Origin of the sequence: Curtobacterium sp. JUb34 (genome assembly GCF_003755065.1) — a bacterium.
Taxonomy (GTDB): Bacteria; Actinomycetota; Actinomycetes; order Actinomycetales; family Microbacteriaceae; genus Curtobacterium.
The window spans coordinates 94,622-107,054 of record NZ_RJVH01000004.1 but is presented as its reverse complement, the minus strand read 5'-3'; the positions used below and the strand labels follow the sequence as shown (position 1 = coordinate 107,054).

Below are 12,433 nucleotides of genomic sequence, written 5' to 3'. Positions count from 1 at the left end.
CGGCGCGTGGTGCGTGGGCTGCGCACCGTGCGTGCGTCGTCGTCTGGTGCGGGCTTGCCCGTGTGGTGCGTGGTTGTGTGGCGGCACGGGGCGTGCAACGGCGCACCGGGTGTCGGAGTCCGCACCGTGCGGCGGACGGGAGGCCCGTGGCGACACCGCCACGGGCCTCCCGTCCGGCTCCGCAACAGCTCAGGGCGTGACGCGCGTCACTCGGTCTTGGCCGCGAAGCGCTTCAGGTACGTGATGTTGTTGCGGTAGACGTCCTGGTCGCCGGGGAGCACCCCGCTGGACGCCCACTGCCAGAAGGTCCACTTCGACCAGCTGCGCCCGAGGGTGCCCGGCGTGGTGAAGTTCTTCACGGGGTAGATCGCGACGAACAGCGGGTTCTTCGAGAACTGGTTGCTGTTGTTCGTGCAACGCTTCCACCAGTCCGTCGTCGTGTAGATCGCCGGGTAGCGGTGGATCTTCTTGTAGACGGTGTTCGAGAAGTCCTTGATCCAGCTGCGCATCTGGCCCCAGGTCTTGCCGTAGCAGGTGCCCTGTGCCGCGCTGCCGTACTCGATGTCGAGCAGGGGCGGCAGGGTCTTGCCGTCCTTGCTCCACTGCCCGCCGTGCGCGAAGAAGTAGTTCGCCGTCGCGGCGCCGCTCGCCTGGCTCGGCTGCGCGTACACGTAGCCACCGCGGTACAGGTTCCGCTGCTTGGCGGTGGCGTACTGCTGCTTGTAGGTCGAGCTGACGTACGAGGTGCCCTCGGTCGCCTTGACGTAGGCGAACCGGGCGCCGTTGCGGTACGCCTGCAGGAAGTTGACGCTCGGCTGCCAGGCGCTGATGTCGAAGCCCTGGATGCGTCCCGGGGGCGGGCCGGACGCGGTGGCGGCGGAGGAGGTGCTCAGCGACTGGGCGCTCACGCCGCCGGCGGCGCTGTCCGGCGCGGTGACCGTGACGTGCGACTCGCCGGCGTGGGCGGCGATGCCGGCGCCCATGGTGTGGTTCCCGGTGCGGTCCATCTCGGCGATGGAGAGCTGCTCGGCCGCGGGGGCGGGGGTCGCCGCCGCGGTGGCCGTCGGAGCCGGCGTGGTCGGGGCTGTCTCGGCGACCGCCGTCCCGCTGCCGAAGGTGATGGCCCCGGCGACGGCGGCAGCGGTGCCGAGTCCGAGGATCCTGGTGATCGGTGCGCGCATGTGGTCTCGTCTCGTCTTCCCTGTCGAGATGCCGTGGGCCTGATCACCCACGCCGCGGTCCGAGCGATGCTACCTGCCGCCCGCCCGTGCTGTCCGCGACGCGCAGCACGGCGGCGACCGCGGGCGCGAGCAACGTGGTGCGGTCGTCAGCGCGCGCTGCGGCTGCCCGCGTCGGGGGAGGCGCTGTCGGTCTCGACCTCGGGCAGGCGTCCGCGGTGCGACACCTCGGCCGTCGCGTGCTTCTGTCGGCGGTTCATGAAGTTGCGCTCGACGAGCCACCAGAAGCCGATGCAGATGCCGATCACGACGGGGATCACGACGAAGACCATCATCAGGAACTGGTACTTCGGGTACAGGCCGAGGGGCAGCAGGAGCAGGTTGCCGAGGCCCAGCAGCGGGCTGTGGAAAAGGTAGATCGAGTACGACACCAGACCGGCGAGCACGAAGGGCTTCCAGGCGAAGAAGCGGGCGAGCCACGTGTGGTTGCCGGTGACCGCCTGGCGCCCCATCCAGGTGAGCAGGATGCCGGCCAGGATGCCGGTGACGACCTCCGACGGCCAGGTCTGGTGCTGCCAGTAGTCGCGGTTGCGGAAGAACACCAGCAGCGTCCCGAGCACCATCGCGCCGACGAAGGCGCCGCTCGCCCACCGCGGCCCGCCGAGCTTCGAGCGTTCGCGGACCACGCCGGACAGGTGCTCGTCGCGGGCCTTCACGGTCAGCTCGGCGGCGAGCATCCCCACCGCGAACAGGCCGACGAACCACGGGTGCATGAACGAGTAGCGGCTCTCGGCGCCCATCCACATGCCGATCAGCACCAGGCTCGAGGCCGTCGCCCAGCCGCCGAACACCCGCCACAGCGGCAGGATCAGGAGCGGCATCAGGAAGTAGATCTGCCACTCGACCGCGACCGTCCACATCGGGCCGTTGATCTTGCCGATGTACTGCGGGAAGAAGTCGTGCACCAGGAAGAAGTGCGTCAGGAACGTGCCCCAGCCCATCGGCAGCTTCGTGTCCCACTGCGTGCCACCGGGCTGACCGAGCACGGGGACGAACAGGATGAGGAGCGCGAACAGCACGAGCGACGCCCAGTACGGGGGGATGATCCGTCGGGCGCGACGCCAGACGAACTTCCAGAAGCCGCCGGGCAGGCGGTACCGGTCGAACCGGGTCAGCACCGGCAGCATGAGCACGTAGCCGGACAGCACGATGAAGAGCGGGACGCCGAGGTAGCCCCAGCCGATGATCGGGCGCAGCCAGGGCAGCTCGGTCGGGCCGGTGCCGGTCGTCCCGGTGAAGAGGTACGCGTGGTAGAAGACCACCGCGAGTGCGGCGAGGCCGCGGAGCCCGTCCAGGTAGGGGAACTCGAGCCGGCCGCCGGCGCGGGGCGCGGCGGCAACGGGATCGGCTGCGGATTCTGCTGCGCGGGTCTCGGTGGCCAACGATCGTCCTCGGTGTGGTCGGAGCGGGGTCGCAGGCAGTCTCCCACACGCCGAGCGGGTGTCGCGATGCGGGCCCTGTGCCTGGTGTTTCGGTTCGGATGTCATGATGAAGCACGTGACCTCGACGAGCGCAGCCGCAACGCAGATCACCCACGAGCCGGATCATCGGCGTTCGGGGGCCGCTCCGCGTCGGTTCGCGCGCGTCGTCGCACCGCTCGTCCTGGCACTCCTCGTCGTCGTGGGCGTCGCGCTCAGCGCCGCCGTCGCGTACCACAACCGCCTCGGCGTGACGAACGTCGACGGCATCTCCTACATGGGCATCGCCCGCGAGTACGCGAACGGCTGGCTGCCCGACGCCATCAACGCCTACTGGTCGCCGATGGTGTCCTGGATGATGGCGCCGTTCATCGCGGCCGGTCTCGGCATGCAGACGGCGTTCGCGGTCGTGAACTGCTTCGCGGTCGCCGTCGTGCTCGGCATCGGCGGCTGGCTGGTCTGGTCGCAGAACCACCGCATCGTCCCGGCGGTCCTCTTCATGGTCACCGCGATCCCGGCGCTGATGAGCGCGGTGTCGGTGCAGACCCCCGACCTGCTCGTCGTCGCGTGGGTCGTCGGCTACCTCTGGGCACTCCGGTGGGCGGACCAGGCGCTGCACGGGTCGACGCGGGCCCGGCTGGTCTCCGGCGGCGTGCTCGGCGCCGTCGCGGCCATCGGGTACTTCGTCAAGCTGTTCCTGCTGCCCGTGGCGGTCGGTGCGGTGATCCTGTGGCTGCTGCTGCGGGTGTGGTCCGCTCGACGCCGCCGCGAGCCGGTGCGGCACTGGTGGACGTCGCCCGTGGCCACGATCGTGGTCTTCGCCGTCGTCATCGCGCCGTGGGTGGGCGCGCTCACCATGAAGTACGGTTCGCCGACCCTGGGCTCGTCGCTCTCGGTGAACATCGGCTCGAAGTTCGACGACGGCGGGCGCGCGACCGACTGGCCGTTCCTGCCCGTGCCGCCGAACTCGCACGCGTTCTCGCCGAACGAGGACTTCACCCCGTCGGTCTACAAGCAGGGCCCGATGGACAACCCGGACCCCGCCGTGGTGCCGCCGACCGACGACGCCGCCACCACCGAGGACACCGCGCCGAAGGTCACGAAGGACTCCGGCATCGCGGCCCGCGCCGGCTACTACCTGCACGAGCGGATGCTCGCGCTGCCCTACTACCTGCAGAAGATCAGCACGTTCGCGCCGTTCGCCGCACCGATCGCCCTGCTCTTCGCCGCGGCCCTGGTGATCGGCGTGGTCCGGTTCCGCCGGTACGCCTTCACCTGCATCGTGGCGGCGACGACCCTGGTCTACTTCGTCGGCTACGGCATGATCACGTCGTCGTCGAGCGGCGGCGGGAACGCGCGGTACTACTGGCCGCTGTTCTACCTGACGGCGATGATCGGCGCGCTCATGCTGCCGGCCGTCTGGCGGCTGGTCCGCCGACGCGGCGTGGTCCGGACGATCGTCGCGTGCGTCGCGATCGCCGTCGTCCCCGTGGCGTCGTTCACGCAGAACTGGATCGGGTCGCCGGCACCCTTCTACCCGTCGGTGAACCGCACCGAGGCCCTGCGCGTCACCGGACCGACCGACGTGCCCGAGATCGTCCGGCTCGCCGACCAGATCCGGGCGAGCGGTGCCCTGCCGGAGGACGCGACCGTCATCGGCTCGAACTACCGCTCGCTGTCGTCGCTCGCGTTCCTGACCGACACGCGTGTGTACGGTCGCTCAGGTCAGGGGTACACGTACCACTCGGACGCGATGCGCAAGCTGTTCATCGACCAGGGCGTGCAGTACTTCGTGCAGTTCGACCCCGCCACTGCACCAGCACGCGACTACTCGATGGCCGGGAAGCTCGTCGGGACGTACAACGCGACGATCTCGTGCAGCGCCGACCGGTCGACCGATCCCGAGATCCCCTGCCGCATCCAGATCGTCAAGTTCGCGAAGTAGTCGCCGCTCCAGGGAGCGCGCCACACCAGCGTCTACGATGACCTGGTCCCGAAGCCCGGCAGGAGACCACGTTTGTCAGGAACCACCAGCGACACCCCCGCACCCGAGGGGAAGCGTCCGCCGAAGTGGCGGCGGTTCCTCGGCAAGGCGATCCCGATCGTCTTCTACGTCCTGCTCGCGGTGTTCCTCGTGCTCTACCTGCGCGGCGTCGACTGGGGACAGCTCGCCGAGGCCGACTGGCAGTGGGGGTGGGTGGTCGTCGCGACGCTGATCAGCCTCGGGTTCCGCTACTGGGGTGTCGGCATCTGGTTCTACCTGCTGCGACGGCTCGGCGCGACCGGGCTCAAGGGCAGCGGTGTCACCCTGACCTACGTGTACGCGAAGTCCTGGATGGGTCGCTACATCCCCGGGGCGGCCACCTGGATCATCGGCAAGGTCTACTTCGCCTCGAAGCACGGCGTCTCGAAGGCCCGGCTCGGCGTGAGCGGCCTGCTCGAGGGCGCCCTGCAGATCGCCGCCACGCTGGCCCTGGCGCTCGTGCTGCTGCTCATCGACCCGCGCACGCACGACCTCGACCCGTGGCTCATCGCCCTGATGATCGCGGCGTTCGTCGGCTGCGTCGTCTGCCTGATCCCGCGGGTGTTCGTGTTCCTGATCGGCATCGCGTTGAAGATCCTGCGCCGCAAGCCGCTCGAGGCCGACGTGCGCCCGAACCTCGGCACGGTGCTCGGTGGGGCCGGACTGTACGTCGCCGGCGCGGTGCTGTCGGGTACCGCGTACTACTTCATCACGCTGGCGGTGTACCCGTCGCTGAAGCTCTCCGACGCGGCGTTCGTCATCGGTGCCGCGAGCATGGCCTCGGCGATCAGCATGTTGGCGGTCTTCGCCCCCGGCGGGCTCGGTGTCCGCGAGGGCGTCCAGGCCCTCCTGCTCGCGCTGGTGATGCCGGTGCCGGTCGCCCTCGTGGTGGTCGTCGTCACCCGCATCTGGAGCCTCGCGGTCGACGGACTCTTCCTGCTCTGCGCCGCAGCCCCGACGTGGTTCCGTCGTGGTCGCCCGACCGACGACCCCTCCGCGGTCGAGGGCCGCGCCCCCGCCGCCTGACGCGCGCACGCCGCGAGCACGCACGGCGCGCGCGGACGCCGCGAGCGCGCACGCCCCGAGCGCACACGCCGCGCGCGAGGGGTGGTCACGACGCGGGGGCGGCCACCCGACGGTCGGCTCGGGCGACCCGCACGACGGACGCGACGAGCCCCACCGCGACCAACGCCACGACGACCACGAGCACCGCGGGCGGCACCGGACCGATCTCGGAGTAGCGCAGCAGCCCGCGGCCCGTGACCGGGAACAGCGCCGCGTTCCAGAACCACGCCGACGCCACCGCGAACCCGTAGACGCCCACCGCGGGCAGCAGCACGGCCAGCGCCACGGCGACCCAGGAACGTGTGCGCCCGGCGGGCACCAGGCGACGCCAAGCGATGGCGCTCAGCACGATCAGGCAGACGATGGCGGGGAAGTAGTAGCGACCCTGGGTCGCGGCGACCTCGGTGGTGGTCAGGTAGGAGTGCGCGCTCGTCCGGTTCTGGATGCCGATGAGCAGCGCCGGGAACACCGACAGGCACAGCGCGACCCGCAGGTCGGGGCCCCGCCGGAACGCCCAGCCGACGAGCACGACGAGCGCGATGACCGTCAGGACGGCGGTGAGCAGGTCGCCCATGCTGACCTGTGCGCGACCGCCGAAGCTGCCCCAGAACGTGCGAGCGAGTGTTCCCCAGCTGACGTCGAGGAAGTGCCCGAGGGTCGGGTGCTCGCCGGGTGGGAAGTCCTTCGGCGGGCGCATCGCCGTGTACCCGTTCGGCTGGATCCGGCCGTAGGCGAACCAGTTGTGGATCCACCACCACGCCCCGATGCCACCGGACACCGCCATCGTCACCACGGTGCGGACCACCCGTTGCCGCAGCGACAGCACCCCGGCGCCGGCGAAGAGCACGACCACCGCCACGAACGGCACCGCTGGCAGTCCGGTGCCCTTGATCCACACCAGGGCACCGAGCGCCACCGCGAGCGCGATGGTGGTGCGCCACCGGGTGTCCCCGGTGAGCAGCCGGGTGGCGAGCCACACGACGATCCCGGCGACGAGCAGCACGGGGGCGTCGTTCGAGAACGAGGAGCCGATGGACGCGAGCTCGGGCGTCGCGAACACCGCGAGTCCACCGACGAGCGCGGCCCGCGGCGACCGGGTCACCCGGCGGACGGACGCCCACGCCAGCAGCGGCAGGGCGGTGACGGCGAGGACGTCGGCGAGCCGCAGCGCGGTGAACGCCCGGTCCCACCGCAGGTCGCCGAAGTCCACGGCACGGAGCACGGCGGCGCCGGCGAGGTAGGCGGTCGGCGGGTGCTGCGTCATCTGGTTGACGGTCGAGGACGCCCCGGGGGCGTTCCGCAGCAGCTCGCTGACGGTCGACCACTCGCTCGACGGTTTGGTCGCCTGCTCGACCTTCGCGGCCTGCACGGCGTTGGTGACGAACAGCTCGCCGGGAGCGGCCCACGCGTCACCGAGCGCGACGTGCACGGCGGCGTCGACGTGCGCCGTCTCGTCCGGGGCCTCGAAGACCGGGACGATCAGCGCCCAGGCGACGAGCCACAGGCCAAAGGTCGCCGTGACGACGGCGATCGCCACACGCTCCCAGCGGGCGGTGCGGGGTGGTGCGGTGGTGCTGGTGGTGGTCTCGTGGGCCGTCACCCGGTCGAGTCTAGGGCGCGCCCCTCGTGTGCGACGTCGGTGGCGACGGGCTCGGAACCGGTCCGCTCGGGGTGGTACACCCACACCTTGTAGAGCCAGAAGCGGAACACCGTGCCGAGCACCAGGCCGACGATGTTCGCGACGTTGTCGGCGAGGACCGAGGTCAGCCCCATCGCGTAGTGGGACACCCCGAGGCAGGCGAGGGCGATGACCATGCCGCCGAGCGAGACGACGACGAACTCGATGCCCTCGCGGGTGGCGACCGCGCGGCGCTGCTCGCGGAACGTCCAGTACCGGTTGCCCATCCAGTTGACGAAGATCGCCACGACCGTGGAGATCACCTTCGCCCAGAACGGCCCGGAGTGGACCTCGTCCGGGTCGAGGACGGTGATGCGCAGCACGTTGAACACCGTGGTGTCCACGACGAAGCCGACGGCGCCGACCACGCCGAAGCGTGCCAGCTGGGCAATGAGGCGCCGCACGTGCCCTCCAGGATCCGTAGAGTTGTCGCGGGCCGTGCACAACGCGACCCGAACAGCGATTGTAGACAACGCGTTCACCCCGGGCGGTGTGAACGCCGGAAGGATCACACAGCATGGCGTTGCGCGTCGGGGTCATCGGTGGAGGACAGCTGGCACGGATGATGGTGCCGGCGGCCGTCGAGCTGGGGATCGACATCCGGGTCCTCGCCGAGGGGCCGGGCATGTCGGCCGCCATCGCCGCCACGGCCGAGGGCGACTACCACGACGCCGCGACGGTCCTGGCGTTCGCCCGCGACGTCGACGTCATCACGTTCGACCACGAGCACGTGCCGCAGGACGTCCTGCGCGCCCTGGTCGACGCCGGGGTGGCCGTCCGCCCCGGTCCCGGCCCGCTCGCCGTCGCGCAGGACAAGATCACGATGCGGACGAAGCTCAGCGAGCTCGGCCTGCCGGTGCCCGACTGGGCCGCGGTGCACGACCCGGACGAGCTCCGCGCCTTCCTCGACGACCACGGTGGCCGCGCGGTGGTCAAGACGCCCCGCGGTGGCTACGACGGCAAGGGCGTGCGGGTCGTGTCGGACCCCTCGGACGTCGACGACTGGTTCATCGCCGTCGCCGAGGCCGGCGGCGGGCAGGCCCTGCTCGCCGAGGAGCTCGTCCCGTTCACCCGCGAACTCGCGCAGTCCGTCGCCCGCCGCCCGTCCGGCCAGGTGGTCGCGTGGCCGCTGGTCGAGACCGTGCAGCGCGACGGCGTCTGCGCCGAGGTCATCGCTCCCGCGCCCGACAGCGCCGGCCGCATCGCCGACGTGACGGAGTCGATCGCGGTCCGCATCGCCGAGGAGCTCGGGGTCACCGGGGTCCTGGCCGTCGAGCTGTTCCAGACCGCCGATGAGCGCATCCTCATCAACGAACTCGCGATGCGACCGCACAACACCGGACACTGGACCATCGACGGTGCGACGACGAGTCAGTTCGAGCAGCACCTGCGTGCGGTGCTCGACCTGCCGCTCGGCGGAACCGGGTCCTTCGCCCCGGCTGCCGTGATGATCAACGTGCTCGGCGGGCCGGCGGACGGCGACCTCGCGGCCCGGTACCCGGCCGCGCTCGAGGCGTTCCCCGAGGCGAAGTACCACTTCTACGGCAAGGCCCCCCGCCCCGGTCGGAAGATCGGGCACGTCACCGTGATCGGTGACGACGTCGACGACGTCGTCTACCGCGCACGGGCGGCCGCGGCGCACTTCGACGACTGACGCCGGGCCCGTCGACGCGACGGAAGGCAGACGGGAGGCCCGTGGCGACGCCGCCACGGGCCTCCCGTCCGTCCGCGGGTCGCGTCCAGGGCGGCCGACACGTCCCCAGGACTGCCGACACCCGCTCGGGTGGCACCCGCACTGGCGGGTGGTGGCGCGCGGAGGCCCGTGTTCCCATGGACCGGTCAGGGGTCGACCGTCCGAGGAGTGTGTCCATGCGCCGCCGTCCGCGCCGTGCTGTCTTCTGCGCCGCCGCCGTCGCACTCACCGCTCTCGTCGGCGGGGTGCTGCCCGTCTCGTTCGCGTCGAGCGCCACCGCAGCGACGTCCGCGACGACCATCCGGTCCGCGTCCGCCGCCTCGCTCTACGGTGCCGGGCCGTACCGGTCGCCGACCAGCGAGGCAGCGAAGGCGGCCACCGCGCTCGCCGCCTCCGATCCCGCCGGTGCCACCGCGGCGTCGACCATCGCCCGCTACCCCGTGGCGACCTGGCTCGGCGAGTGGACGCAGGGGACCCAGCTGACCAGGACGATCAGCACGGCGGTCGCGGGCGCCGAGCAGTCCGGCACCACCCCGGTGTTCGTGCTGTACGCGATTCCGGACCGGGACTGCGGCGGGTACTCCGCCGGCGGGTTCTCCGAAGACTCCTACGACGCGTGGGTCGACCAGGTCACCGCCGCACTCGCCGGACACCGTGCCGCCGTCATCGTCGAGCCGGACTCGCTCGCGATGCTCAGCAACGCGAAGTGCAGCACCACGCTCGACGACCAGCGCTACCGGATCCTGTCCCGCACGGTCGCCGGACTCACCGCCGCCGGGGTCCCCGCCTACCTCGACGCCGGCAACTCGAACTGGGTGCCGCCCGCGACCATGGCCGCACGGCTGAACAGCGCCGGCGTGCAGCGGGCCCGCGGGTTCTTCACGAACGTCGCGAACTACTACCCGACCGCGCAGGAACAGGCCTACGCGCAGAAGGTCTCTGCCGCCACCGGCGGCTCCCACTACGTGATCGACACCTCGCGGAACGGGCAGGGCTGGCGCGGGACCTGGTGCAACGGCCCCGGCGCCGGCCTCGGCACCTCGCCGCGGGTCGTCGCCGACGGCACCGCGCTCGACGCCCTGCTGTGGGTGAAGACCCCCGGCGCGAGCGACGGCACCTGCAACGGCGCCCCCGCCGCGGGCAAGTGGTGGTCGTCCTACGCCCAGGCCCTGGTCGCGAACGCCCGGCTCGGGGTCCCGGCGGCCGACCTCGCGCCACAGGGCTCGCTCGAGGTCGTCGCCGGCACCGGCGGTGGCGTCCGGGTCCGGGGATGGGCCTTCGACGAGGACGACCCCACGCAGCCCGTCCGGGTCCGCGCCACCGTCGACGGTGTCGCCGCGGGAGCCGTGACCGCCGGACTCCGCCGGACCGACGTGGACGCCGCTGCGGGTGTCGGGGTGACCCACGGCTTCGAGGCCGTGGTGCCCGCGTCCGCCGGCGCTCGCCGGGTCTGCGTGACCGCCGTCAACATCGGCGCCGGGTCGGACACCACGCTCGGGTGCGCCACCGTCCGCGCCTTCCGGCACGACCCCTACGTCGCGCTCGAGTCCGTGACGGGCAAGCGGGGCGGCATCAGCGTGCGCGGCTGGGCCTTCGACGGCGACGCCGTGTCGTCCGCCAGCACCGTCGCGATCACGGTCGACGGCAGGCGGGTGACGTCGCTGTCGGCGGGACGCGTGCGCGCCGACGTCGATCGGACGTGGGGCTCCGGCGCGAAGCACGGCTTCGCCGGCACCGTCGCCCTCAAGGCCGGCAAGCGGACCGTCTGCGCGGTCGCGCGGAACACCGGCAGCGGGAAGGACCGGAGGGCGAGCCCCTGCCGGACGGTGACGGTGGCGCGGCGCTGACCGTTCGGGCGAGCGGCGACCCCGCACCGTGCGGGTTGTGGGTGCTGCGGTCGCACGGTGCGGCACTGCTCACTCGGTGCGAGGTTGATCGCTGGGTGCGGCCGTGCAAGCTCGCACGGAGCGGTCAACGGTCTCCCCGGCGACGAACTCCGCACGGTGCACGCCTGTTCTCCTCTCTGCGCACGGTGCGGCACTGTTCACTCGGTGCGAGGTTGATCGCTGGGTGCGGCTGTGCAGGCTCGCACGGAGCGGTCAACGGTCTCCCCGGTGACGAACTCCGCACGGTGCGCGTCCGATCACTCCGTGCGAGGTGCGAGGCGCGAGGTGCGACGTGCGAGAGGATGGGCGCATGCCGCGTGATCTCGTCCGCCGAGCCGCTCGTCGACTCCGTCGGGCCGTCGTCGGGAAGCCCCCCGTGCCCGCTCCGCTGCCGATCCTGGGCTACGTCGTCGCGGGCGCCGACGGAGCGCACCCGGCGTCCGCCCACGTGCGGGTCGTCCGGCGCACCGAGCACCTGGCTGCCAGTGGCGGGGCCGAGGTCCGCCAGGTCGACCCGGTCGCGTTCGTCGACGGGACCGACACGACCCCGTACGCCGCGGTCCTGGTGCAGCGCGACATCCTGCCGCGCGACGCCGTGCAGCCCTTCCTCGCCGCCGCTGCCGCCCGCGGGGTCCGTGTCGTCGGCGACGTCGACGACGACTTCTTCACCGAGTCCGGCCGCCAGCGCCTCGCACGCGCCGAGTACGACCCGGACCGGCTCGCCTCGATCGACTCGCTGGTCCGCGGCGCCGACACCGTCGTCGTGAGCACGCCGGAGCTCGCCGACGTCGTGCGCCCGATCGCCCGTGACGTCACGGTCGTGCCGAACGCCCTCGATCCCGGGCTCTGGACACCCGGTGCGACCGACGACGACGACGAGCGCCCCGAGGGCGAACACCGGGTGCTCTACATGGGCACGCTCACCCACGCGGCCGACCTCGAACTGCTGCGCGACGTCTTCACCGACCTGACGGCCACCGACGGCACGCCGATCCGGCTCGAGGTCATCGGCGTGACCGACGAGGGCGGCGCCGACTGGTTCCGCCGCATCGAGGTGCCGGACGGTCACTACCCGGCGTTCTCCCGCTGGCTCGTGGCGCACCGGGAGCGCTGGCGCGCCGGTGTCGCACCCCTGCGCGACGAGGAGTTCAACCGGGCGAAGAGCGACCTGAAGTTCCTGGAGTACACCGCACTCGGACTGCCCGCGGTGGTCTCGGACCGACCCTCGTACGCCGTGGCGCGAACGCACGGTGCGGTCGCGGTGCCCGACGACGTGGTGGCGTGGCGCGATGCGGTCCGGGCCGCCGTCGAGCGCGGGACGGCCGACGAACGGGCCGTCCGGTGGGTCACGGGGGAGCGCACGATCGGCCGTGACGACGACGTCTGGCGCCGCATGCTGCTCGGCTAGGCTCGTCGCGTGACCGACACCGAC

9 protein-coding genes are annotated in these 12,433 nt (G+C 71.8%); 5 read left to right on the top strand and 4 right to left on the bottom strand.

What is annotated here, in order from left to right; genetic code table 11:
* Nucleotides 1-206 precede the first annotated feature (206 nt).
* Entirely contained in the window at nucleotides 207-1,181 is a 975-nt protein-coding gene (locus EDF63_RS14475; protein ID WP_123313737.1) for a GH25 family lysozyme, read from the bottom strand.
* A gap of 146 nt (nucleotides 1,182-1,327) precedes the next feature.
* Nucleotides 1,328-2,620: an acyltransferase gene (locus tag EDF63_RS14470; protein WP_185021442.1), complete on the bottom strand. Its 1,293-nt coding sequence runs from the start codon at nucleotides 2,618-2,620 to the stop codon at nucleotides 1,328-1,330.
* 106 nt (nucleotides 2,621-2,726) lie between these two features.
* Between EDF63_RS14470 and EDF63_RS14465 the strand changes: the two genes are divergently transcribed.
* Nucleotides 2,727-4,601: a hypothetical protein gene (locus tag EDF63_RS14465; RefSeq protein WP_123313735.1), complete on the top strand. Its 1,875-nt coding sequence runs from the start codon at nucleotides 2,727-2,729 to the stop codon at nucleotides 4,599-4,601.
* 72 nt (nucleotides 4,602-4,673) lie between these two features.
* Nucleotides 4,674-5,705 (top strand): lysylphosphatidylglycerol synthase domain-containing protein, encoded by a 1,032-nt coding sequence (locus EDF63_RS14460; RefSeq protein WP_185021441.1) that lies wholly within the window; start codon nucleotides 4,674-4,676, stop codon nucleotides 5,703-5,705.
* 85 nt (nucleotides 5,706-5,790) lie between these two features.
* Here the strand turns inward: EDF63_RS14460 and EDF63_RS14455 are convergent, their stop codons facing one another.
* Nucleotides 5,791-7,344, bottom strand: a complete 1,554-nt coding sequence (locus tag EDF63_RS14455; protein ID WP_123313733.1) for a DUF2142 domain-containing protein — start codon at nucleotides 7,342-7,344, stop codon at nucleotides 5,791-5,793.
* Nucleotides 7,341-7,826, bottom strand: a complete 486-nt coding sequence (locus EDF63_RS14450; protein WP_123313732.1) for a GtrA family protein — start codon at nucleotides 7,824-7,826, stop codon at nucleotides 7,341-7,343. Before EDF63_RS14450 ends, EDF63_RS14455 begins: the two co-directional genes overlap by 4 nt.
* 113 nt (nucleotides 7,827-7,939) lie before the next feature.
* Between EDF63_RS14450 and EDF63_RS14445 the strand changes: the two genes are divergently transcribed.
* The 3 genes from EDF63_RS14445 to EDF63_RS14435 all read left to right on the top strand — a co-directional run bounded on the left by EDF63_RS14445 (nucleotide 7,940) and on the right by EDF63_RS14435 (nucleotide 12,409).
* Nucleotides 7,940-9,076 (top strand): 5-(carboxyamino)imidazole ribonucleotide synthase, encoded by a 1,137-nt coding sequence (locus EDF63_RS14445; protein WP_123313731.1) that lies wholly within the window; start codon nucleotides 7,940-7,942, stop codon nucleotides 9,074-9,076.
* A gap of 215 nt (nucleotides 9,077-9,291) precedes the next feature.
* Nucleotides 9,292-10,962: a glycoside hydrolase family 6 protein gene (locus EDF63_RS14440; protein ID WP_123313730.1), complete on the top strand. Its 1,671-nt coding sequence runs from the start codon at nucleotides 9,292-9,294 to the stop codon at nucleotides 10,960-10,962.
* A 349-nt stretch (nucleotides 10,963-11,311) separates the two neighbouring features.
* Nucleotides 11,312-12,409, top strand: a complete 1,098-nt coding sequence (locus EDF63_RS14435) for a glycosyltransferase (protein WP_123313729.1) — start codon at nucleotides 11,312-11,314, stop codon at nucleotides 12,407-12,409.
* Nucleotides 12,410-12,433 lie beyond the last annotated feature (24 nt).